Source organism: Enterococcus sp. 4G2_DIV0659, from assembly GCF_002140715.2.
Taxonomy (GTDB): Bacteria; Bacillota; Bacilli; order Lactobacillales; family Enterococcaceae; genus Enterococcus_L; species Enterococcus_L mansonii.
The window spans coordinates 1,408,517-1,432,614 of record NZ_NGLE02000001.1 but is presented as its reverse complement, the minus strand read 5'-3'; the positions used below and the strand labels follow the sequence as shown (position 1 = coordinate 1,432,614).

Here is a 24,098-nt window from a genome sequence, read left to right as displayed (position 1 = left end):
ATGTCGGGGATGAACATGAAAGCATGGGTTAAGAAAATTCAACAACTTCCTACAATATATTTATATTTCCTATTTTTTATAGTTAGCTATATAAGTATTTATTTTACTTATATACATGGAGGAAAACTTACTGTTGGAGACGATATTTACTTCCATCTTAATCGAATAGAAGCCTTGTATAAAGCAATACTTGAGGGAGACTATTTTCCTAAGATTACTTATTTTTTTGCAAATGGGATGGGTTATGCTTCAAGTATATTTTATTCAGATGTATTTTTATATCCAGCAGCTTTGTTCCGTTTGATGGGCTTCTCAGTTGCTGTATCTTATATGTATTATATGTTATTGGTCACTTTTTTTACGTTTGTAATTGCGTATCATTCATTTTATTCAGTCAGTCAAAGCAAACAAAAAAGTCTCATTTTTGCTTTCCTGTATGGATTATCTTCTTATCGACTAGCTGATATTGTTGCTCGTGCAGCATTAGGGGAAGTATTAGCTTTTATGGTGTTGCCCGTGGTTTTCGTAGGACTAATTCAAATAGTTAGAGGAAATGAGAAAAAATTTTATATCTTATCTATTGGGATGGCAAGCTTATTTTTTGCTCATGTTTTATCTACTTTTATTTTTTGTTTATTTATTATCGGATATCTAGTATTAAATATTCCTATTTTAATTAAAGAAAAGAAAAGACTTCTTTATTTAATGTATGCCACTTTACTCACTATATTGTTGGTAGCAGTAAATTTATTTCCAACAATTGAGCAAACGATGTTTCAAGAGTTGAGAGTCCAATCAAGCCAAATATTCTTTTTGCAAAGAACTGCAGCTAATTTAGGAGAATACATAAAAGGCGCTTTTTTAAATCAAGGATTTAATAATTTAGGCTGGTTCATTTTCCTAGCGATTTTATTTTTATTGTTAAGGATAAAAAAGCTATCAATTCAAAACAGACAGTTTCTAATTTTGGGAATTCTTTTCTTGTATTTGGCTACTACTCATTTTCCGCATTACCTTTTTCATGATACTTTGTTTAATAGTATTCAATTTCCGTGGCGCTATTTCATAATTGTAACCATCTGTATCACGTGGGTGTGTGCAGATAGTTTTTCTGATGTACTTCCACAAAAGAATTATTTTTCAATTATCGTAATAACATGTTCTATCTTATTATTACTAGTTAGTGTTATCCAGTATCAATTAACAGAAAGACAAAGTTACAAATCAGGGTACGGTTCTTTTTCTAGAACAAATGGTTTCGTTTTGGGGGCTGGGATGGAGTATCTTCCTAATAGTATGGATTATGAAAAAACTGTGTTAGAGATAACGGGAGTTTTCCCACAAGAAAAAAGTGTAGAGATAAAAAATACTACTCGTGATAATGACGTAATCACATTTGATTATAAAGCGAAAGTTCCAACAAAAGTCACCTTACCTATCATTTACTATAAAGGATATGATGTTCAAGTTACTGGATCAGGTGAAGTCAGTGAAGTGAAAGAAAGCAAAGAAATAAGAGGTTTGTGTGAAGTTACAGTTACAGGCGAGGGGAAGTTGCGATTTTGGTATAAAGGAACTGTTGTTCAAAAAGTTTCTTTTGCGATAAGTTTGCTTGCTTGGCTGATTTTAGTAGGCTATGTTATACGTAAAAATAAAAGGGAAAAAGACTTAATTATATAATTTGAACGTTCAATTTCAAGACAATAAATATAGAAACTTTCATAAAAGAAGGACCAATTAGCTCAGAAAAATGAGGCTCATTATCAACTAATGTTGGTGAAGAAAATCCAAAGAATGAAATCGAATATAATGAAGGAGGATGGGACAGAAGTGTTTATTTACGAAGGGATTGCTTCTGCTCCCACCGTTTATCTGGATTCCACGTGGGTGGGATATGACTCGAAGAGTTATGTCCCACTCACTTTTTCTATTTGGTTGAAAAAGGACCGTGCCAAAGCACAAAGTAATTCGTAGGTTAAAATTATAAAAGTTCCGAAAACCATAAGCATTCCGCTTCAACACCTTGATATGGTTGTTTAAACACTCCAAAGGACCATTAGAATAAGGCAGTTCCAGTGCATGTCTAATTTCATACATATCAATCGTTGTTTGATAATAGCTAGGAAGGCAGGAATAATCATCATTCACTAACACATCAAATCGGGAAAAATCCTTTGTTTGTATGGCATACAGAAAATCTCGATAACAGGCATATCCTTTCTTCAACTCGTCATCATAAGAAAGCTAGCGATCCACAATGTCCGTTTCTGTTAAATACGTTCGGAAAGAAGAATGCCAACAACGCTTGTCAAAACCCAGCTTCGATTGATTTTTTTGAAGAAGTTTTCAGTATTTCTTCAAGTGGCGTTTTTTTTGCTTCTTCCTTTCCCGTATGGAGAAACGTATTTCATTCGTTGAATTTGTATAGGACATCTTGATTTCCTTCTTTTGATTGGTTTTAGTCGACTTAATTCTAAAGGATATCAGGGTGTTTTTTCTATTATTTTGTATAAAAAAGAGGCTGATGATTTCTCGCCAACATCAAAAAGTATAAATCCGTTTTTTATATAGCCTAAATAAAAAAGTGAAGTAACAACCGAGTTTTAGTGTTTTTATTTATTGTAGTAATAGACATAGAGGTGTAAAAAAGAATACTAACATCTCCTAAATCACGCTTAAAAGAGATGCTAGTATTCAATTTTTATAGTATGAATACGTTGAGTCATTAACTGTTTAAAGTTATTCAATAGTCACTTAATTTCTGTCCTTTGTGCAAAACGGTAATCTTAAATTCGTATGTTCCGCCTACTTTTTCAAACGATTTATCGATATAAAACCGAATCAATTTATCCTTAGGTTTATCTGAGTTGTACATAGTGCGGAAAGGTTGGTTAGGTATCTTAGGTTCTTTTGTCCCTTTGAATTGATGGAACCAAGTACCGGCGCCATTTTGGATAGAGAATTTTTCTGCTTGCCCGTTTGGTGACTCAAGCACGACAGTTTTGTCAGGCCCTTCAGGAAGTGGCATTTCAAAGACATCAATATCAGTTTCGGAGTTGATTTTACCTTTGACAATTGCACCTTCTATAATCTTGGTAGCTGTTTCACCAGTGTCGCCATGGTCATCTGTTTCATCTTGGGTAACTTCAACAATGCATCTAGATTCTTTATGACCATCTTCGGTCTGTGCTATTATTGTTACTTTTCCTAATGCCTGACCGGTTATTTCACCATTACCTGAAACTGTTGCTATTGATGGATCAGAACTGCTCCAAGTGATTTTTTTATTCGTTGCATTTTCTGGCTTTACTACAGCTGTTAATTGTTTAACTTCTTTTAATTTCAATTGAATAGTAGAGGGGGGAACGGTTATATCTGTGACTGCAACTTTCTTTGGTATGATTCTGATTTTTGCCGTTGCTTTTTTATATCCTACTGCGGTTTGTGCAGTAATTATAACCTCTCCAGCAGATATTCCTGTTACATCGCCGTTTTCTGAAACTGTTGCAATTGCAGTGTTAGAACTACTCCAGTTAACCTGTTTATTGGTTGCGTTTTCCGGTGTAATTAGAGCGTCCAGTTTTTTTGAGTCGCCCACAATTAGTTCGGCAGATTTTGGAGAAATAGCAATATCTAGATTCTCAATAACATTTCTAGTATATACATTGATCCACGTATTAAATCTTTCATTCTCTCCCCAAAGACTACCGTCAGATAGACTAAGCCAATGCCTGCTACCTGACACATTCATGTTGCTAAAAAATGAGCGACCTGCTTCTAAATGAGGAGTTTGCCCTTTACTTGCATCTTTGACCTTTTGTAAATTTATTCTAAATAATGAGACATCTCTGGGATAGGTGTATTTTACAATGATTGAATACTCAGATTCAGGTTTAAGAGAGATTTTTTTTGTCTGTATACGCTCTATACCAGAAGCATCTTTTATACCAGAAGCAATTTTCTCTAAACCTTCAAAACCAGAAAAAGTTTTATTTTTTTGAACAGCTTTATCTAAATAGTAAATTTCATAGCTTAAATGAGGTTGATCAGTTGAAATGGAAACAGCTTCTAACACTTCTTTATTCTTAGAAGTAGTATATACATTTCCTGCATAAATATCTTTTGAATCACTTTTCAAATCCATATATGAATTCATCTCTCCGGTGATATAACTGTTTACATGATCAAACTTTTCTTTAGAAGTATCTGCAGCAATATTTTCTGCTGCTAAAAGATAAGCATCTTCATAGCTCATGTAAAAATACCCTCTGTCATGAGGAAAAACTCCCCATGAATTTTTCATCTTAAAAGCACCATTATTTTTAGGTTTTTTAACAAAGTTTTCTTTAGCATAGGTATCATCCCAGCCGACAATAGTGATTCCATGGTTGGCACTCAACCATCCATCGTAAGTTGGAACTAGACCTGCTTTTGCATCTTCAATAGGTACATATGTGGCATTTGTTTTATAATTATAATAAGTGGAGTCATGGCTATATTCTGTATCATAATAGAAAGTTGATGCACCATAAGTGTACACTAATTCTTTGATAGCCATGATTTTTTTCTTGTGATCTACTTCTTCCGCCAGATAACTTACACCAGGTATTATAATAGTTTTTTCAATGTCTATAGGAAGTTTATCTTTAGTTTTGTTGTAAAAATCAGTGGATATCATAGGTTTATTTAAGTCAAGCCACATAGGTGTGGGTAGAGTATTTTCACTCACTCCAAGATTATTTAGCGCACCTTGTATAAAGATACGTGAAGCGCTACCACCATCATTTAACGTGCCGCCAACGTTGTGAGGATTTAAAATATCCGAGAAAGCATTTTTTGAAAAATAATAGTTGAAATAATTCGGTGAAATATAATATTCCTCACCAAATTCTTTTTTTGCTGAAATTCCAATTGTATCTGTTCCAGAATAAGCCCAGCACAAACCTAATTCTCCTTGGTTTTTCATTACTGTTTCAAAGTTGCCTACTGTATAATCAAATTTTTCGGGGAATTGTTTTCTTTGCTCGTTAAATAACCTAGTTTCTGGAATATCATTTGGAATTTCTATTTGTAGTGCTGATGTTGGATCCGAGGGGAAATATTCGATTTCTTTTGGCAAATCAACTGCGATGACATTTGTTGGTAATATAACTAAAGTAATAATACCTCCAAACAATGTCGTCCATTTTTTAATTGTTTTTCTCATTACTGACATCTCCTTTATTATATTTTTTGTCAAATAAAATAACGAATGATACATAATAAATATAACATAATGTTCAGTAATTTTTTTTCATATATGTCTGTAAAAAAAGTAAAAAAGGTTGTGAAGATATATTTAAGTTGAACATACAAAAAAACAACTGAAAATAAACAGTTGTTTTTTTGTTCTTTTTAAATTAGTTAAAAGCTACACCATCTACAACGTCAACTGCTCCATATTAAACGCATCTGTCATCGCTTGTGTCGCTTTGTTCATTGGTGTTACTGATTCCAGTTCTCCTTGTACGGCGATACGAGTCGTAGCGTACATATCACCACAAGTAATCAAGGTAATCATTTTTTTACCGGGCACATCATCAATCAATTCAACACGAGACGGATCGATTTTTTCTACATAAGTGATTTTATAAGTATAAATATTCGTCAAATCAGTCGTGTAAATCAATTCACCCGGTTTGGAATATTCCAAAGGTGAAAATAAAGAAATCATATCTTGTACTCGATGGCTGGCTAAAGCGTAATTGCCTTCACCCATTTTTTGGTCGGGTTTCATTGTTCCTGCACCAGTCAACAAAACAACATTATCTAAGCCTCTGAAAATCGGCAAGTTGATTTTTACATCAGGTAGAGCAACTGCACCGACAACAGGTAGGTTTTTATTTGCTAACTGTGCTTTAAGAACCGCTTCAGTACTAAGAGATTCTACTGCTTCAAAATCGAATGATGTGTCTTTTTTATTGTTTTTTTCGATCTCTTCAGGTGTTAATTTTTCTACAGCGTAAGCTTTTCCGTTTTGTTGGATAAGCATATTTCTGATTTGTGTGTTGAAAACAAGGGCTAAACCAACAATTAGTAACAAGAATAAAAATATATTAATTAGCCAATTTCGTTTTTTATTTTTCTTTTTAGGGCGTACGTTTCTTGAGGACATAAGCTCCCTCCTTCTGTATTAAGTTTATCATAAATGGATTTGAAACCCTAGATTAAAATAGTTATTTTTTTATAAAAACGGTTTGTCATATGAAACAGTTTAAAAGGTTAGTAAGTTTATTCTACTTTGGATGCTTTATTTTATATTGAAAAGTATTGTTTTTCAACTTTTTGTAACTGAATCTTAAAATAAAAGACACAAGCTTTTCTTTATAAAGTATTGTAGAATATAGGAGAAGACTATTTTGGGGGTGATTGAACAAATGTTGGATTTAATTTATGTACATATTGATATGACAAGTAATGCAGTTTTATCTAAGGGAATTACACATACAGACTTTACTCATTCCATCGTTCATCACCCTAAGAACTTACTATTGTTGAATCCTTCTGCTGAAGAGGGCGAATATGATATGCATAGTGGGTTGAAAATTATTCGGGGTCAGGAAAATGTAGATCAGTATTTTTCAACGATTTATCGTCGCAAAGTGAACGAAGAAATTAAGTGGATTGATTTTTCAGATGTTACGATGTTAAAAGAATTGACGCCGTTGGAAATTTCAGAGTTGCTTTATTTTGGTCATATGAAAACAAGTTTGCATTCACCGTTTTTTTATAAATTACAAAACGATTTTGTTTTCTTTGAATTTGTTGATCATATGACACGGGTTTATTATCGTTATATTGATGAATTTTATCGTATTTTAGCTGATAAGATTACTCGAGTTATTTTAGAGAAGGTCAATGATCGCAAGACATTCTTTAAAAGAGGGATTCCAGTCGAAAAGCTAGATGTAGAGTTGTTAAAAGAAATGAAGCCGATTTTACAAGAGGGAGTCGTTTTTTGTTTCGATCAGATGGATATTAAAGGAAAAGAATATCATATTCCTATTCATGTAGTGGAAGACTCTTTGTGGAAAACGAAAAATTTTGCTTATCGAAATGAGCCAGTGATTGCCATTTTGATATATAATACAGCGAAGCGGACATGGCGTTTGATCCAAGAAGATGAGTTTGGCTTTACTGATTTATCAAAACATGCGTAAAAAATAATAAAAAAAGGTTCTGAGAATAACACAACACGTTATCCTTCAGAATCTTTTTCTTTGTTTGTTTCCTTTTCTTTATCCTTTAAAGCATCTTCAATTTCTTTATGCAAAAAGTAAGAGATCACTGTTCGGATGACCACCAAACTTGCTAGCTTTAGGATATCTTGAAACGTAGGCTTGATGATTGATTCGATAATATCAGCGGCAATCAAAATTTCTAAACTAAGCAAAATATAACTGCCTAGAAAGCTTTTGATAAAGTTGTTTTGTCTAGCCAACAGAACACGATTTCTATCCGTACGTTCACTTTTAAGAAAATCAATTGAGGCCATGATCACGCCCCAAACCAAGACGATGATTGAAAAAATATTTAAGGCTAAGATAAACAATTCAAAGAAAGGAATCAAGTTATCCATGATCGTTTGAGCTACATTATGCATCTTGTCTTCCTCCTTGTGATATATACTTAAATGGTACTAGTTTATTTTAGTTGCTGCAATCAATAGCATCATCGGGCGACGCAATTCATGACGCATTTCATCGCTTGTCGCAAGCATTGTCGCTTCTGGCATAGGTTCAACGACATGTGTGATTTGAAAGCCATTTTTTAGTAAGCCATCTAAGTAAGTAGTTAGTGTTTTATGATACTTTATCACGGTTTCACCTAAAAAGGTCGTCTCTCGAATACTTTCGTCAAAGTAGCGATCAACGGGCCAATAAATAGGTTGACCTTCAGAATCGTAAATCCAGTCTTGTGTTCCTTGGGCGGTGAAAATGGGATGTTCTGTTGAAAAAACGAAGGAACCGCCAGGATTTAAACAATGATTGACTACTTTCTTTGCAATGGCATCAAATGATGGAAGATAATGAAAGGCCAGTGAGCTGATCACGATGTCAAACGTTTGATTTAAGTGATCGATTTCTTCCATACTCATTAAATAGTACTCGATTTTTCTTGAGTCTGTCATTTCTTTTGCTTTTTCAATCATTTTCTCGGATAGATCAATACCAATTACTTTTTTTGCACCATTTTCCACTGCGTAGCGACAATGCCAACCGTAACCGCATCCTAAATCAAGAACGGTTTTTCCTGAAAAGTCGGGGAGTAGTTTTTTTAATTCATGCCATTCACCAGCACCTTCTAGTCCTTTTTTTGAACGTTCCATTTGGCTGTATGCTTCAAAAAAGTGAGGATTATCATATTCATTTTTCATATGCTCGTCTCCTTAAGATGTTGTATTGTAAGGTGCATAAATCCGCTAGTTTATATAAAAACATGGCCATGTTGTTGTAAGACTTGAATGGCTTTGCGTTTATCAGCAGCTTTAAGTAAAAGATAGTCTGTATTATACGTGGATAAAGCGAAAATTGAAATTTGATTCTCAGCTAAAGGGGTTGCTAATTCAGCCAAGATGCCAACTAAAGAAAAGTCCAGTTCTCCCACGACTTGAATGATCACCCAACCATCGTCGACAGAAAGGGCGTACTGTGTATCTAACGTGCCAAATGGAACAACAATAGAACATTCATCTGAAGTGTATGTAATGCTTTTAAACTGGTCGATACGCTCAAAATCTGCGGGTATAGTTGTTTGGGCAGGGAATTTTATAATGGCATAATTAAGTTGATCAAGTAATGTTAACTCCATTTCTTTATCCACCTCTTTTCATCGTTTGTTTATATTCTCTTTTCCATTGGTGTAAAAAGGATACCGTCTACTTGTTGTTGGCTATCTGTTTCTTTAAAACCTAAGTGTTTGTAAGCCTCAACGGCATAAGGAGAAGAATTTAATGTAATGGTAGTAATGGTAAAATGTGCTTTACAATAGATATAAGCAGTCTCTAGAAGCTTTCGGGCAATCCCTTGTTTGTGGTACTGTTTTGCCACGAAAAGCAGTGTCACGTGATTGGGAAGGCGCATAGCCATTATCCCAGCTAATGTCTCTCCATCAAAGAATCCCCACATTACAAGAGTACCAGCTTCGAGCTGTTCCTTAATATGAGCCAACGCAATAAATGTTTTAAACTGCTCGATGCCTTCGGCGGAATAGTCTGGAGCTTCAAATTCATTAAATACAGTCCAAACGAGGGAAAGAGCATGCGTCAATTCGTCTAGGTCAGTAGCTGAAAGTTGTTTTATTCGGTGTGTCATCGGTTTTCCTCCTTCAGTCGATGTTTCTCTTAGTTTATCATGATCACTCATGTGCATTCTACTAAATAAAAAAAGAAACGCAACAAAACAACTTGTTCTGCCACGTTTCTTTTTGGGCGATTTATCTAATTTGACGTTTGTCATTTTTAGATAAAGTACTAACTTTTTTTATATGTTCAACTGTAATCATGCGAATTTGTTGAGTATCTTCTTGCAAACGCAACATGATTGAATCGGTAATTTTTTTAGAGACAATCCATCCCGAAACGGTTTCGAATTTTTGAGATGCAGGTGTTTCCTTTAGCTGTAGAACAACTAGACTTTTTTGAGCAGAGGCGACTTGTAATTTCTTAAGAATATCCTCACGTTCTTTGTCCTTACTCTGTTTATCTTTAGAGTCGTCTAAAAAAGCCGAAAAGAAATTTTGGGAAGATTGGCTGATCAATTTTGAAATGCTCTTCATTGTTGATTTATGATTATTGTCCATCCTTCTACCTCCTTTGCGAATTCGCTATTACTAAAAGACTCTGAATAATTAGATACTACCATTTTACCCAATAAAAGGAAATATTTCAAGAAAATATGTTCGCTATTATTTCTTTGTGCAGTTATTAAGACTTGCTTTTTTTCACAGTTTCAGTAATATTAAGAAGTACTGATTACTATATATGTACTTTTTTTGAAAGTAGAATTCTTTCAACTTAAACGAGGGAGACAGTCATGAAACAAAAAAAGAATGAAAAATCAAAAATTTATATTATAGCGTTATTAATCATCACTACTTTTGCAGGCGCGTTGTTAGCAAAAATAGCTCCGATGGAAGAAGGACATGGATTTTCAGCGATGTTCACTGATAAAAAGGATGTTAAAACAACAGAGACAACCACCACCTCTGAGAAAAAACAAGAAAAAGTAAAGCAGCTTACCTATGCTGAGCAAATCAATCAAGAGATGGCTCAAGGAAAGTTTGCTAACCGAATGCCGATTAAATTATTATTACAAACGGATGACCGCTGGAAGGCAACGCCTTATGGGACGGGAAATCCTAAAGGGGATACGATAGAAATTAATGGCTGCGCGATTGTATCATTAGCTATGGTATCTTCTTATTTGGATAATAAAGACTATACGCCTCAAGATATTTTAAACTGGTCCAAAAATGACTATTATATGGAAGGGGAAGGAACGGCGTGGGTAGCCTTTTCTGACTTTGCTATGATGAAAGGATACCAATTTGAAGACCTTGAAATGGACATTACTGCAGTGGAGGAACAATTAAAGCAAAATCATCCAGTGATTGTCTCGGTCAAGCCAGGCTTATTTACAGAGACAGGACATATTATGGTGCTTAGCGGAACCAATAATGGAAAATTCTGGGTGAATGATCCAAATGATTCTGAGGCAAAAGGGCATTCTAAAAAAGAGTTTACCGCTGAGGAATTAACGAATGAAGCTGTGAATTTTTGGACGATTTATAAATAAGTGATACTGCTAAGGTTATTATGTAGATAAATGTAATAGGCAATTGAAATAAAAGTGAGGGTTACTTTTTTTCAATTGTTTTTTTGTATTTTATTAATAAGGAATTACATTAGTTCGATAGGTAGTTTATAAAAACATGAAACATAAATATACTAAAAAATTTGACATGGGATGGTTCCCACATTGTACAATTAAAGTATAAAAAGGAAATGGAGTGAATGAAATGAAAGTGATTGTTGAAAAAGATTTTGAAGCGATGAGTGAGACAACCAAAAATATTTTATTAGGGCATATGAACCAAGATAAACGTGTGAATTTATCAATTACGGCTGGAAATACTCCAGTTGGTGTGTATAAAAAAATGGTAGAGATTGTAAAAGATTCACCGAATTATACAAATGTTCATTATTACAATTTTGATGAAATTCCGGTGGCTGGTCAAAATGAAGGAATCACAATCACTGATTTAAGAAAATTGTATTTAAATCCAGCAAATATTCATGAAGCAAATATTCATCCTTTGACTGTAGAAAATTACGCAGAACAAGACAAACGCTTGGCAATGGATGGTGGTTTAGATGCAATGTTGATCGGTCTAGGTGGTGATGGACATTTTTGTGGGAATATGCCTACAACAACAAGATTTGAAAATTTAACGTACAAAGTGAAAGTATCCGGAGAAGAACCATGGTTTGTCCCAGGAGAAATGGAAAAAGGCATGGAATTTGTCACTATGGGACCTGTCAGTGTTATGCGTGTGAAACATTTAATTCTGATTGTGAATGGCGAGAAAAAAGCTGAAATGGTGAAACATGTACTACAAGGGTCTGTGACAGAAAAATATCCAGCATCTATTTTACAACTTCATCCAAATCTTACTGTCATCTTAGATGAAGAAGCAGCAAGTAAATTAGATCGGTACGTGTAATTTGTGTTGATTCCTTCATATTATATAAGATCTGGGAGAAATCCCGGGTCTTTTTATACATTTACAAACATACGTTCTCGTGTTATTCTTAATTAAACAAGAAAATACGAGGGGGAGGGAATTATGGGAAAAATGCGGTGTGATTGGGCCAATACAAATGAGTTGGAAGCGAAATACCACGATGAAGAGTGGGGAACAGCAGAACATGATGATCGGAAATTGTTTGAAATGTTGGTTTTAGAAAGCATGCAGGCTGGTTTGAGTTGGTCGACAATTCTAAAAAAACGAGAGACGTTACGGCGTGCGTACGATCATTTTGATTATGTGAAAATCGCTGCCTATGATCAAGAAAAAATCGATTCTTTATTAGAAGATCCAGGTATTATTAGGAATAAATTGAAAATCAATGCAACCATCAATAATGCGCAAGTATTTATGCAAATTCAAGAAGAATATGGCAGTTTTGATCAATTTATCTGGTCATATATTGATTGTAAACCTATTCAAAATCGTTGGAAAGAAATCAAGGAAGTTCCAGCATCGACAGAGTTATCCGATAAGATTAGTAAAGACTTAAAGAAAAAAGGATTTAAATTTTTAGGAACAACAACGGTTTATGCCTTTATGCAAGCAACAGGCATGGTGAATGATCATGTACAGTACTGCTTTAAGTGTACTGAAAGTGAATAACTTATACCTAAATAGAGTAGAAAGACATCGACGGATGCCTTTCTACTCTATTTAGGTATAGGATTTATTCAAACCGCTCATTTTTTACCAAAATGATCTTCATAAACCAGCATCAATTTATCGAAGCTTTTTGCATCGGGAATGAGTGGAATTACGATAATCGGAATATTGTTAATATAGATTTCAGGAATATTCGTTATGATACAGTCATATTCTGCGGCTTCTTTTTCCAATTTCTCCAGTGAAGTCACATGTAATGGTGTGCAAGAAAAACGTCCGCGTAAGTAATATGTGATTCGTTCAGAAAGCATGTCCATATATTCTAATCCGGAGTTGAATAAAAGACAGGCATTCATGGTTGGTGTAGAGTATTCTAAACGATCAAGTAAATTTGGCCAACGGGTGAATAAAATTGAAATAGCTTCATAGACTAGATACTCTTTGTAAGGATTGGAATAAAAAATAGCTTGCAAAGAATGGATCAACTCCATAGGAAAATGCCCATAAAGGTTTTTGATCCCTGAAAGAAACTCCTTATTCTTGTCATGGAGGATAAATGTCCGTCCATGGATTTGACAGTCTAAATTATAGAGAGACATAAAAATATCATCAAAGTGGTTGCATTTGCATCCCATCTTTTTTTCAATCTCTAGAAGAAGAGTTTCAATTTTTTGATATTTTAAATGCGCTTGTCGATCGACTTTGGTCATTTTATGTAAGGTATCGATGGAATCGACGTATTGATCACTAAAAAACAAATAGAAAAAAGTGTTTATGTTCGCTGGAGATAAAGGCAATTTAAACTGACAATAAAACTCATCACATGCATAAGGATCATTAAGAATCGAAAACTCTTTTTCTGGAATATCATAAAGTTGATTTTCACTATTGTGTTTTAGTAAGTTGATAACGGTATATGTGTAAAAGCGTAATCGGTTTAAAAGAGAAAAATCTAAGGTATAAGATGGTTTATTTGGTTCAGCTTGTTTAACGATCTGAAGTCCAACTTGATCTAAGCTAATTAATTGAGCTGGTGTTAACAGGCTTTCTGCTACGCCATATTTTTCATAAAAATAATGCTGCATAAAATTACAAATACTATGTGGATCGCCGACAAGCTGCATTTTTTTCAAATTAATTGTAAAACCTTCTACTTGAAGTAGTTGATTTACTCGCAAAACGATTCGCTTAATGGTTGAAACACTTGTATAAAGATCGTCGGCTAAATCAATAATTGTAGAGAAGTTATGTAAGAATATTTTTTCGATTAATTGAAACTCAACGCTATTTTTTAAAAATTTTTGATAGATACTTGTTTTACAAAAACCAAAATTTGTTGCTAAACGAATCCCATATTTTTTAGATGCTTCGATTGTTGCTGGTGCAAGTAATGCTTCCAACTCAATAATATCTGATTTTAATGTTTTTACGGGAACATTCAACGATTCTGAAGCTAAAGCGAAGGTTACCCAATCGTGATCTGCTAAAAGTTCCATTAATTCTAATTGTCGTCTGGATCGAGAGGAGAGAATTTCTTTCATCTTATCAACACCTTTTTATGTTATTTTTATATTTGTTCATATTATAATGAACTAAATTTCAACTTCTTTTTTATTTTAACGTGAAATGATCTGTTTTGTCTATACATCAAGAGATAATAACATATGTCTTTTTAAAATAATTAAAAATATATAGGTCATATTTTTCTTTTTAACAGAAAAATATGACCCTTTATGGTTATTTTTTGGTATAACAAATGTAATATTTATATACTTTTAATTAAATATTCTTTTTATTTCCTTGTGTATAGTGGATTTGTTCAACTATGGGCATTTTGTGATCAGAAATGACCTTTTTTTTTCTTACATGGCGTTTAAACTGTAGTTAAGCCTGAAGGACAAAAGGTGAATGATTGAACGGAGGATGATTATGAAGAAAAAGTTATTAGGACTAGCATTAATGTCAACAGTCATTTTAGGAGGCGCAGGTCTACTAAACGTAGAGCAAGCAGATGCGCATGGTTATGTAGAAAAACCAGCAGCACGTGGTTATCAAGGTTCATTAGATAAAAATACAATCGGCTGGACAGCTGCAATGGAAAAATACGGAATGGTTATTACAAATCCGCAATCTTTAGAATTTGATAAAGGGTTTCCACAAGCGGGACCAGCAGACGGACGAATTGCATCAGCACAAGGTGGTAAAGGACAAATCGCTGATTTTGTGATGGATAGCACTGGGGCAGACCGTTGGACGAAACAAGATATCAACACAGGTGTTAATACATTTACTTGGCATTACACAGCACCTCATAGCACAACTAAATGGCACTACTACATGACAAAAGTTGGTTGGAATCCAGAGAAGCCTTTAGCAAGAGCTGATTTTGATTTTCTTGGTGAAGTAAAACATGATGGTTCAGCTGCTTCAAATAATAAGTCACATCAAATTACTATCCCAGAAAACCGTACAGGTTACCATGTAATTTTAGCTGTTTGGGATGTTGCAGATACAGCAAATGCTTTTTATAATGTGATTGATGTAAACGTAAAAGGTGGCACTGGAATCACTCCTCCAGTAGAAGTAGCACCAGCGACACCAAAAAATGTAAGAACATCTGACGTAACAACTTCATCACTTAAATTATCATGGGATACAGTTGCGAATGCAAAAGAATACAACGTTTACCGTGATGGTAAAAAAGTTGCTACAGTTGGGGGAACACAATTTAATGATGCAAACTTAACTGAGAACAAAACATATTCATATCAAGTAGAAGCAGTTGGTACAAATGGTAAAATCTCTGAAAAGAGTGCTACAGTAAAAGCAACAACACAATCATCAGCAGTAGAAGATAACCAAAAACCGACAGCACCAACACACGTTCACTCTATGGGAACAACAGAAAATTCAGTAGATTTAATGTGGACAAAATCAACACATTTCTTAGGCGTTAAAAACTATGAAGTTTACCGTGATGGTAAAAAAATTGCTACAACAGAAAAAACAAGCTTTAAAGATACTGGTTTAAAAGCTAATACAACATACAAGTACACAGTCAAAGCAACTAGCGTTGGCGGCAACGTTTCTGAAGCAAGTGCGGTATTTTCTGTGAAAACAAAAGAAGCACCAAGTGGTCAATCTACATGGGTTGCTGATAAAGTGTATAACACTGGCGATAAAGTTCTCTTTGATGACTTAGAATACGTAGCAAAATGGTGGGTAAAAGGTGACCGTCCAGATAAATCAGATGCGTGGAAACTTCTTTCTGATAAAGTAATGAACTGGGAAGCGAACAAAGCTTATAGCGGTGGAGACAAAGTAACTTTCCAAGGCAAAACATACAAAGCAAAATGGTGGACACAAGGGAACCAACCAGATAATTCACCAGTTTGGGAACTAGTTTAAGCTACAAATAATCCTTGTAAACATAGTAATAAATAAACCAAAACTACCACATAGTACTAAAAAAGAAGAGCTAACTCAGATGCAAGACATTTGAGTTAGCTCTTCTTTTTTAGAGGCTTTGGATATGTGTATGTTTAAAATCATCGGAGTATTTGAGGCCATATCCTAATGTGCGATCCATAAAAATATGGGCGGACCAAACGATAGCGATCGGCAATAAAAGCGTAGTGTGGGTAAGTAGGTAAATAATAGTTAACAACACAGGGAAAACTAAGTTATGTCCTAAATTGTAAATGTTAGCACCAAGCGACGAACCACCTAAGTAGCCCAACATGGTTATATCTGGTAGTAAGAGCCAAAGAAAGAAGTAAAAGACTGGGACGTTTAAGTGGATAAATAAAGCAAATGCCAAAAGAAACAGACTGCCGTTTTCTATTTGTAAAATGGTTTTATTTGTCATGTGTAAGCCCTCCTATCCTATAATCCGTAACGAGCTAATTGATCAATCATCGTGAACAACTCAGCTTGATTTTCTTCATACTTATTCTCTTCGACTGTGTTTTTTAGTTTAAGTAGTAGTTGGTACGCCATTTCGTAAAATGTGATCTTTTGTTGAATGACCGTGATTTTGTTTGTTAGAAAAGCAGTAGACTCTTTGTTGCATGCAGTAGAAATCGGTTGCCTTTTTAACGTGAGTAAATAATGGATTTCTTTTATGGAAAAATCTAATTCTTTTAAGGCTAAGATGATTTTTAGCTCTTGTTGGTCAGTTTCTGTAAATTTACGGTAACCATTTGACTGACGTTTCGGTTGTAACAAACCAGAACGTTCGTAGAAGCGGATAGCGTCTGTCGATACATTAAATTGTTGAGCGAATGCGGTGATGTTCATGGATTACTCCTCCTTGTAGAGTTAGTGTAACATTGGACATAGCTCCATGGTCAAGAAAGAAGTTTTTGAATAAAAAAGAGTAACAGAGGGCATAAAAAAGAACCAAAGAACATGAGGAAGTAATCAAGAACTTTGGTTTAATAATGAAGGTCATATTATTTTGATTTTACAACGGGGAGCCAAACTTCAAAGGTGGCGTTATCTGGGTTAGCGTCAAGATAAAGCTCGATATCGGGTCCGTTTGCATATTCATACCCTGAACTTGGCAGCCAATCTGTGACGATTCTTCTCTCTAATTCTTGGATTGCGTGAGGCATTGCTCCTCGACCAGAAAAAATTGCCCAAGTAAATGCGGGTACAGTGTATTCCTCAAGATTAGCTGGCAATTCTTGGTCACTGGCAACAGCGATATAATAAGACATTCCTTTACTGTTGGAAAAATCATTTTTGTTTTTTTGATCAGCTTCAAATCCAGTGCTGATTCCCATGATCCCGTTAGGTTCTTGAGACATTAATGGAATCAGTTTTTCTAATGTGCCATCCCTTCCAATCTGTTGCCAGAATAAAGGGACTTCTTTAAAGTTTTCTTCAATATCTGCACTCAATTGTTTTCTTGCTCCAATAACCCGAAAGGCTTCTTTTGTTTTAATCCGGTATTCCATTTCTACATCTCCTTTGATTGTGATGTGGAATTTGATTCTAGGGAAAGAAGTTAACAGACTGCCTTCTTGCTGTGCTTGTGAAGGGGTGATGTTGTGCTGGTTTTTAAATGCGCGAGCAAAAGAATTTGGTGATTCATATCCGTATTTTATGGCAACATCAATCACTTTTGCTCCTTGCTGAAGCTCCACGCCTGCTAAAGATAATTTTCTACGACGGATGTAAACAGCTAAAGGAACACCAACCATATAAGAAAAAATCCGCTGATAGTGATAGGTAGAGCAACAAGCGATTTGCGCCAAATAATCAAAATCAATTGTCTCTGTTAAATTCTTTTCGATGTAGTCTAGTGACTGTTCCAACCTAGTAACCCATTCCATAATAATCAACTCCTAAAATTAGTTTATCGTATTTAGATTAAGTGTACCTCACTTTCTCTGCCCAAAAAAGAGTGAAAAAAAATATTGCACAGGTTTGATTCTTTAGTACGACAGAATAGTTATGCAAAGAGAGAAGTAGGAGAGTGAAAGATGATCCGAGGAACGACCGGTCAGAGTTGTCTTTGTTGGCTAACATCATCTGGTTTGTTTTGTAGATATGTTATTATTAGTAAAGCAAGCGTTGTTTTGAAATGAGGAGGAGAGATATTCCATGAAATTCGAATGGCGAAAACAAGAAAAAAATCTTTATCTACCAAAAGAAAAACCAATGGAACTTCAAGTTCCATCGCAAAAATTTTATACAATCTCTGGAAAAGGTAATCCTAATGGTCCTCAGTTTGCAGAGGAGACGGCCGCTTTATATGCGATGTCTTATGGGATTCGGATGATGCCTAAAAATGGTGTTACGCCAGATGGGTATTTTGAGTATACTGTTTATCCGTTGGAGGGGATTTGGACGTTATCTGATGAAGCAATTGCAGAGGGAAGGGCGTTTGATAAGGCGGATTTGGTCTATAAAATCATGATTCGTCAACCGGATTTTGTTACTGAAGAATTAGCTTTGTCTAATCTGGAGCGAGTAGGGAAAAAGAAACCGAATCCGAATAACCAACAGGTACAATTTGAAACGATAGCAGATGGAAAATGTGTCCAAATGATGCATCTAGGTTCTTACGATGATGAATTCAGAACGTTTGAAGTGATGGATTCGTATTGCGAAGAACATCAGCTAAAAAGAACAACTTTTGCCCATAAAGAAATTTATCTTTCTGATCCAAGAAAAGTAGCGCCTGAAAAGATGAAAACAGTGTTGCGTTATTTTGTTGAGTAGAGTGAAGTTGATATGAGAATGAATAGCTCTGAGAATTAAGCAGGTGCTAATTATTCTCATACTCCGCTGTTTTTTACAGCAATAGGAAAAAGTTGTTCGGCTATTTAAGTTTTAAGGATCTGGAAGATAACTCACAGCGTTATCTTCCAGATCCTTTTCTTTCGTTTAATCCGTTATTTCTCGATAAACATGCGCTTCATAATTAGAAAGCTTCATTTGCTGTTTTAAAGGTTTTGTGCTTGTGGTAGTTAGGATTTCTTCCCAGTTGGAATAATCCCAAGAGGCAGGAAAATCAATGGTTGTCTGGTTTCGGTCGAGTTGAGCTAAAACAAGCCAACGTTCTGTCTCGGTTGTTCGTGTGTAACAAAAAACAGTTGGATGTTCAGGTGAAAGCAAGTCAAATTTACCATGAATAAGAGCTTCTGTCTGTTTACGCAAACGAATCAATGTTTGATAATAGTGAAAAACGCTAGATGTTTCAACTTCTTTTTGTACGGCGTTGATCATTCGGTAATTGTCATTGACTTTTAGCCAAGGTGTCGTTGTTGAAAAGCCCCCATGTAAAGTGTCTTCCCATTGGAATGGTGTGCGGCTGTGATCTCTAGACCAGTTTATCGCAATTTTCAAGGCATCTGTTGTTGTTTTCCCTTGTGCTAATAATGTTTGGTAAAAGTGGATCGTATCTGCTGCATCGATATCTTCAATGGATTGAAAGGGATAATTCGTCATGCCTAGTTCTTGTCCTTGATAAATAAAAGGGGTTCCTTTTAGTAATAACTGAACAGTGGCTAAGGCTTTAGCTGCTTCTGGTGAATCATCTCCATACACTGACACACTGCGAGGTGTATCATGATTTTCTAGGTAAAGAGCATTCCAGCCGTCATCTGCAAGGCTTGTTTGCCATTGTGTTAATGATTGTTTTAGGTGAGGGATAGAGCCTTTTTGACTGCCTAATTCGCCAATACGCTCACAGTGTTCCAATTCAAAAATCATGTTGAAATAACCGCTATCTCCTGTCCAATGTGTTGCTTCTTGGTGAGGAACACCGCTGGCTTCGCCAACCGTCATCACATTGTATTCGTTAAAAATAGCTTTGAGTTCTTTTAAATACGTTTCGATACCAGAGACATTCATAAATGGTGCCCATTGGTTATCTGTAATCTCAAAATCCCAAGGTTCTTTTTGGATATGGCTGATTGCGTCAATCCGAAAACCATCAATACCAAGCTCTAACCACCATCGAATCATCTGGTAAATTTCGTGGCGTACACGAGGATTTTTCCAGTTGAGATCAGGCTGTTCTTTGGCGAAAGTATGAAAATACGCCTGTTGGGTTGTGTCATCATATGTCCAAGTTGAACCACCGAAAAAAGACTGCCAATTATTTGGCGGTTGGTCTTCCGTTGCATCGACCCAATGATAATAGTCGCGATAAGGATTATTACGGGATTTTTTCGCTTCTAAGAACCATGGATGTTGATCACTGGTGTGGTTGACCACTAAATCCATAATGATTTTTAAGTCTAGCTCATGTGCTTCTTCAAGTAAGTCCTGAAAGTCTTCCATTGTGCCGAAATCTTCATGGATTGCTTGGTAATCAGAAATATCATACCCGTTATCGATATTTGGTGAAGCGTAAATTGGATTGATCCAAATAAAATCAATGCCCAGTTCTTTCAAATAAGGCAATTTTTGGCGAATGCCATTTAAATCACCGATACCATCGTGATTGCTGTCTTTAAAACTGCGAGGATAAATTTGATAACCTACAGCATTTTTCCACCAATTATTTTTTTGAGCTGTGTAGAGTGGTTTCGATTGAGTGGATAATTCAGGCATCTTTTCTTCCTCCGATGGTGACGACAAACGCTTCATAAGGTTCCAATGTTCGGTCGGAAAGTTGTTGGTATTCTTTGTTAGTGTTAGTAATAATCGTTTCTTTCGCTGATGTCTCTAATGAAAAGTGTTGTTCTTGATCAGAGAAATTACAAACGACAAGCCAACTTTCTCCTTGGTAATGGCGATAATAAGCAAAAACCTCTTCGGCCGTCTCTTTTAACAATTCGAAGCTTCCCCAAACAATCAATGGGTGTGTTTTGCGTAGGTCAATCAGCTTTTGGTATGTGTAAAATATTGAATTTTTGTCTTCTAACGCCTGTGCTACGTTGATCTCATGATAATTTTCATTAACAGCAAGCCACGGTGAACCTGTTGTGAATCCTGCGTTTTCAGTGCTATCCCATTGTATTGGTGTACGAGCGTTATCCCGTCCTTTGGCGTTGATTGAAGCGAGGATTTCTGATTTTGTGTAGCCTTTTTGGATTCGGTCGGCGTACATATTTTTACTTTCGATATCTTCGACTTCTGAGATGTCTTCGATTACTCGGTTGGTCATCCCGATTTCCTCACCTTGATAAATATAGGGAGTCCCTTTTAGCATGTGGAGTAAAATCGCCAACATTTTTCCACTTTTTATACGATAGGTCCGATCGTTTCCCCATCTTGAAATAATTCGAGGTAAGTCATGGTTATTCCAAAATAGTGAATTCCATCCTTGATTGCCGAGTTCAGTTTGCCATTTTTCGAAGACGGTTTTTAGTTCTGAGATTTGCAGCGGGCGTAGATCCCATTTGCTTTTGCCTGGTAGTTCATCTAATGCAACATGTTCAAATTGGAACACCATGGATAATTCATTTCGTTGTGGATCGGAGTATAACTTGGCGATTTCTGGTGTTGCGCCCCAAGTTTCGCCCACGGTTAGTAGGTCTTTTCCGCCGAATGTGTGGGCGTTCATTTCTTGTAAATAATCGTGGAGTTTTGGTCCGTTTCCTGTGATTTTTTGATCTGGGATTTTCCCTACAAGGTCAATTACATCCATTCGGAAACCACCAATGCCTTTGTCGATCCAAAAATTCATCATATCGTAGATGGCGTGACGAACGGTTGGGTTTTCCCAATTTAAGTCAGGTTGTTTTTTACTAAATAAGTGCAAATAATATTCGCCAGTTAATTCATCTAATTGCCAAGCAGAACCTAGGAAGGTTGATTCTAGGTCGTTTGGAGCGTGACCGTTGATGCCTTTTCGCCAAACGTAAAAATCACGATAGAGGTTTTCTTTTGATGAGCGAGATTCGATAAACCAAGGGTGTTCGTCACTAGTGTGGTTAACGACTAGATCCATAATGATTTTGATTTCTCTTTTTTGGGTTTCTTGGATTAAGTGATCCATGTCGTCCATCGTTCCAAACTCAGTCATGATTTGTTCGTAATCGCTAATGTCATAGCCGTTATCATCATTTGGTGAACGATAGACAGGGCTAAGCCAAATGGCGTTTATTCCGAGTGTTTTTAAATAATCTAGGCGTTGAATGATGCCGGCCAAATCTCCGATGCCATCTCCGTTACTATCTTGAAAGCTCCGTGGATATACTTGATAAATGACGGCTTCCTGCCACCAATGAGTGGTTGTTTGTGTGTGTGTCATTGTTATCTTTCCTTTCTATTGTATCTACTGAAACGGCAAAACCGTAAGGCGCAAGTTCGATTACCTCTTTGTCTAATAGGTGTGTTCGAGTAGAGAATAAAATGCCTTCTTTTTCAACGTAGATCGGTAGTTGGCCAGTGTTGAAAATACTGCGAATCATTTTACCTTCGTGTTCATAGGCGAAATCGATGATGCCGTTTTGTTCATCAACTTCCTGCCAGCGCAGTTTTCCTTCTGATAAAAGCGGTTGGTGCTCTTTTCTAAAAGCAATCAAGTTTTTGACAAATATATACATCTCTTGGTCTTGTTTATCTGTTTCCCACACCATGCATTTACGACAATCGGGATCGCCTCCACCATCCATGGCATATTCATCACCGTAATAGAGACAAGGAACGCCTTTTTGTAAATAAGTAAACGCTAAAACTTGTTTCATTAATTCTTTGTTATTTTTTGCAATCGTTAATAAACGAGGAGTATCGTGAGAATCTAACACGTTGAACATGATTTGGTTTGTTTGTTCACGGTAAAGCATTAATTGGTGATTCAGTTCAGAAACAAGTTTAGTTAATGGAATCGTCCGATAAACAAAATAAGACAAAATCGCATCTGTAAAAGCGTAATTCATAACGCCGTGGAATTCATCTCCTTGTAGCCAAGGTTGAGAAGAATGCCAAATTTCTCCTAGAATATAAATATCTGCTTTGGCTTCGGTGCAAACATCGTGAAATTTACGCCAGAAACGATGGTCAACTTCGTTTGCAACGTCTAGACGCCAAGCATCAATATCAAATTCTTCAATCCAGTAACGAGCGATGCTTAATAAATAATCCTGTACCTCTTCGTTCTCTGTATTGAGTTTTGGCATATGAGGTGTAAAGGCGAATGTGTCATAGGTAATATCATTTGAAAATTCAAAGTCATCAGTCGGTGTATAAGTGACTGGGAACTTGTGAATGTGAAACCATTTGGCGTAAGGAGAGTGTTCGCCGTTTTTGACCACATCTTGCCATTGGGGAGCAAAATCCCCCATATGGTTAAACACTGCATCCAACATGACGCGGATGCCTCTTTTATGACATTCGTCGATTAATTTTTTTAAAATTTGCTTGTCTCCAAAGGCCGAATCGATCTCAAAATAATCAATCGTGTCATATTTATGATTGCTAGCAGCTTGGAAAATAGGACAAAAATAAATACCGTTAATCCCTAAATCTTCGAGATGATCTAAATGATCTAAAACTCCTTGTAAATCACCACCGTAAAAATCTTCTCGACCTGGATGAGACTTGCTTGCCCAAGGGATGGTACCTTTTGGGTCGTTGGTAGGGTCGCCGTTAGCGAAACGCTCAGGAAAAATTTGATACCAAACGGTTTCTTTAACCCATTGAGGTGCCTTAAAACGATCGGCTTCGTGAAAATAAGGTAGTTTGAAATAATTGTTTGCCATTTTTAATGTACTTTCTTGATAAGGAAAGAAGCCATGATCACCATAAAAAAGCACAGTGCCATCCATTCCTTCTATTTTGAATGCATAACTCAAACGTCTGTGAGGAGCTGACGTTTCGATTATCCAATAATCATGAGTCGTTGTAGATAAATAACGTTCCATGGGAATCGTTTCTTTGAACCATTCGCTGTGTTCGAGTTGATAGGGATCACCGTTTATTAATGACACGTTTTGGATATCTCCTCTTCCTGTGCGCAGACGGATGTGCATCTTGTCAGCGGTGTATAAATAAGCAAATTCACTTTCTGGTTGGTGATGGACTGCGGCTGTGTTCATGTGCGTATTTCCTCCTGTAATCGACATTTGTTTCTTTTTTTAGCTAAATAATCTAAAAACCACCCATATTATGACACATAAGAAAAACGTTTTCAATGTTTTTATCGCAATCGATTGCATTTTGTTTTGTAAGGGTTAAGTGTA

22 protein-coding genes and 1 pseudogene are annotated in these 24,098 nt (G+C 35.8%); 8 read left to right on the top strand and 15 right to left on the bottom strand.

Annotation, left to right across the window (positions count from 1 at the left end; all coding sequences use genetic code 11):
• The first annotated feature begins 9 nt into the window (after positions 1-9).
• Together A5880_RS06630 and A5880_RS06625 are read left to right on the top strand one after the other, a co-directional pair.
• The gene (locus A5880_RS06630; RefSeq protein WP_143353652.1) at positions 10-1,680 is read left to right on the top strand and encodes a glycosyltransferase family protein; all 1,671 of its coding nucleotides are present in this window, start codon (positions 10-12) and stop codon (positions 1,678-1,680) included.
• A gap of 114 nt (positions 1,681-1,794) precedes the next feature.
• Positions 1,795-1,974 (top strand): hypothetical protein, encoded by a 180-nt coding sequence (locus tag A5880_RS06625; protein WP_336577249.1) that lies wholly within the window; start codon positions 1,795-1,797, stop codon positions 1,972-1,974.
• Positions 1,975-2,025: 51 nt separating this feature from the next.
• Here the strand turns inward: A5880_RS06625 and A5880_RS06620 are convergent.
• The 3 genes and pseudogenes from A5880_RS06620 to A5880_RS06610 all read right to left on the bottom strand — a co-directional run.
• Positions 2,026-2,097 (bottom strand): annotated as a pseudogene (locus tag A5880_RS06620) (hypothetical protein); the annotation flags it as partial.
• Between the two features lie 646 nt (positions 2,098-2,743).
• Positions 2,744-5,206, bottom strand: coding sequence for an Ig-like domain-containing protein (locus A5880_RS06615; RefSeq protein ID WP_179190450.1), 2,463 nt, complete (start codon positions 5,204-5,206; stop codon positions 2,744-2,746).
• A 213-nt stretch (positions 5,207-5,419) separates the two neighbouring features.
• Positions 5,420-6,154: a class A sortase gene (locus A5880_RS06610; RefSeq protein ID WP_086331002.1), complete on the bottom strand. Its 735-nt coding sequence runs from the start codon at positions 6,152-6,154 to the stop codon at positions 5,420-5,422.
• A 262-nt stretch (positions 6,155-6,416) separates the two neighbouring features.
• Here A5880_RS06610 and A5880_RS06605 point away from each other — a divergent pair, with 262 nt between their 5' ends.
• Complete coding sequence (locus A5880_RS06605; RefSeq protein ID WP_086331431.1) at positions 6,417-7,199, top strand: hypothetical protein; 783 nt, start codon at positions 6,417-6,419, stop codon at positions 7,197-7,199.
• A gap of 38 nt (positions 7,200-7,237) precedes the next feature.
• On the opposite strand, the gene A5880_RS06600 is transcribed toward A5880_RS06605, so the two are convergent.
• The 5 genes from A5880_RS06600 to A5880_RS06580 form a co-directional block, all read right to left on the bottom strand.
• Positions 7,238-7,642: a DUF1622 domain-containing protein gene (locus A5880_RS06600; protein WP_086331003.1), complete on the bottom strand. Its 405-nt coding sequence runs from the start codon at positions 7,640-7,642 to the stop codon at positions 7,238-7,240.
• 36 nt (positions 7,643-7,678) lie between these two features.
• Positions 7,679-8,416 carry a class I SAM-dependent methyltransferase gene (locus A5880_RS06595; RefSeq protein WP_086331004.1) on the bottom strand — a complete coding sequence of 246 codons (738 nt, stop codon included), beginning with the start codon at positions 8,414-8,416 and terminating at the stop codon, positions 7,679-7,681.
• A 50-nt stretch (positions 8,417-8,466) separates the two neighbouring features.
• Positions 8,467-8,850 carry an ACT domain-containing protein gene (locus A5880_RS06590; protein ID WP_086331005.1) on the bottom strand — a complete coding sequence of 128 codons (384 nt, stop codon included), beginning with the start codon at positions 8,848-8,850 and terminating at the stop codon, positions 8,467-8,469.
• A gap of 29 nt (positions 8,851-8,879) precedes the next feature.
• Positions 8,880-9,353: a GNAT family N-acetyltransferase gene (locus A5880_RS06585; protein ID WP_086331006.1), complete on the bottom strand. Its 474-nt coding sequence runs from the start codon at positions 9,351-9,353 to the stop codon at positions 8,880-8,882.
• A 121-nt stretch (positions 9,354-9,474) separates the two neighbouring features.
• Positions 9,475-9,840 (bottom strand): hypothetical protein, encoded by a 366-nt coding sequence (locus tag A5880_RS06580; RefSeq protein WP_086331007.1) that lies wholly within the window; start codon positions 9,838-9,840, stop codon positions 9,475-9,477.
• A 233-nt stretch (positions 9,841-10,073) separates the two neighbouring features.
• On the opposite strand from A5880_RS06580, the gene A5880_RS06575 reads away from it, so the two are divergent.
• The 3 genes from A5880_RS06575 (at position 10,074) to A5880_RS06565 (ending at position 12,453) form a co-directional block, all read left to right on the top strand.
• Positions 10,074-10,835, top strand: coding sequence for a C39 family peptidase (locus A5880_RS06575; protein WP_086331008.1), 762 nt, complete (start codon positions 10,074-10,076; stop codon positions 10,833-10,835).
• A gap of 223 nt (positions 10,836-11,058) precedes the next feature.
• Positions 11,059-11,763: a glucosamine-6-phosphate deaminase gene (locus tag A5880_RS06570; protein ID WP_086331009.1), complete on the top strand. Its 705-nt coding sequence runs from the start codon at positions 11,059-11,061 to the stop codon at positions 11,761-11,763.
• Between the two features lie 123 nt (positions 11,764-11,886).
• On the top strand, positions 11,887-12,453 hold the full coding sequence (locus A5880_RS06565) for a DNA-3-methyladenine glycosylase I (protein ID WP_086331010.1): 567 nt from the start codon (positions 11,887-11,889) through the stop codon (positions 12,451-12,453).
• 77 nt (positions 12,454-12,530) lie between these two features.
• Here A5880_RS06565 and A5880_RS06560 read toward each other — a convergent pair whose 3' ends face one another.
• A complete protein-coding gene (locus tag A5880_RS06560) occupies positions 12,531-13,994 on the bottom strand; it encodes an AcpB/EbpR/MafR family transcriptional regulator (RefSeq protein WP_086331011.1) in 1,464 nt (487 codons plus the stop codon).
• Positions 13,995-14,382: 388 nt separating this feature from the next.
• Here A5880_RS06560 and A5880_RS06555 point away from each other — a divergent pair, with 388 nt between their 5' ends.
• Complete coding sequence (locus A5880_RS06555; RefSeq protein ID WP_086331012.1) at positions 14,383-15,861, top strand: lytic polysaccharide monooxygenase; 1,479 nt, start codon at positions 14,383-14,385, stop codon at positions 15,859-15,861.
• A 109-nt stretch (positions 15,862-15,970) separates the two neighbouring features.
• Here the strand turns inward: A5880_RS06555 and A5880_RS06550 are convergent, their stop codons facing one another.
• From A5880_RS06550 to A5880_RS06540, 3 genes are all read right to left on the bottom strand, one after another.
• Complete coding sequence (locus A5880_RS06550) at positions 15,971-16,321, bottom strand: DUF4260 domain-containing protein (RefSeq protein ID WP_086331013.1); 351 nt, start codon at positions 16,319-16,321, stop codon at positions 15,971-15,973.
• Between the two features lie 17 nt (positions 16,322-16,338).
• A complete protein-coding gene (locus tag A5880_RS06545) occupies positions 16,339-16,752 on the bottom strand; it encodes a MerR family transcriptional regulator (protein WP_086331014.1) in 414 nt (137 codons plus the stop codon).
• 155 nt (positions 16,753-16,907) lie between these two features.
• Entirely contained in the window at positions 16,908-17,792 is an 885-nt protein-coding gene (locus A5880_RS06540; protein WP_086331015.1) for an AraC family transcriptional regulator, read from the bottom strand.
• A 271-nt stretch (positions 17,793-18,063) separates the two neighbouring features.
• Here A5880_RS06540 and A5880_RS06535 point away from each other — a divergent pair, with 271 nt between their 5' ends.
• The gene (locus tag A5880_RS06535; RefSeq protein WP_086331016.1) at positions 18,064-18,684 is read left to right on the top strand and encodes a GyrI-like domain-containing protein; all 621 of its coding nucleotides are present in this window, start codon (positions 18,064-18,066) and stop codon (positions 18,682-18,684) included.
• A gap of 165 nt (positions 18,685-18,849) precedes the next feature.
• On the opposite strand, the gene A5880_RS06530 is transcribed toward A5880_RS06535, so the two are convergent.
• From A5880_RS06530 to A5880_RS06520, 3 genes are read right to left on the bottom strand one after another with little or no spacing between them, the layout of a single operon-like run.
• Complete coding sequence (locus A5880_RS06530; protein ID WP_086331017.1) at positions 18,850-20,523, bottom strand: glycoside hydrolase family 13 protein; 1,674 nt, start codon at positions 20,521-20,523, stop codon at positions 18,850-18,852.
• On the bottom strand, positions 20,516-22,168 hold the full coding sequence (locus A5880_RS06525) for a glycoside hydrolase family 13 protein (protein ID WP_086331018.1): 1,653 nt from the start codon (positions 22,166-22,168) through the stop codon (positions 20,516-20,518). Before A5880_RS06525 ends, A5880_RS06530 begins: the two co-directional genes overlap by 8 nt.
• Positions 22,089-23,954 carry a glycoside hydrolase family 13 protein gene (locus A5880_RS06520; RefSeq protein WP_086331019.1) on the bottom strand — a complete coding sequence of 622 codons (1,866 nt, stop codon included), beginning with the start codon at positions 23,952-23,954 and terminating at the stop codon, positions 22,089-22,091. The genes A5880_RS06525 and A5880_RS06520 overlap by 80 nt, the downstream gene beginning before the upstream one ends.
• Positions 23,955-24,098 lie beyond the last annotated feature (144 nt).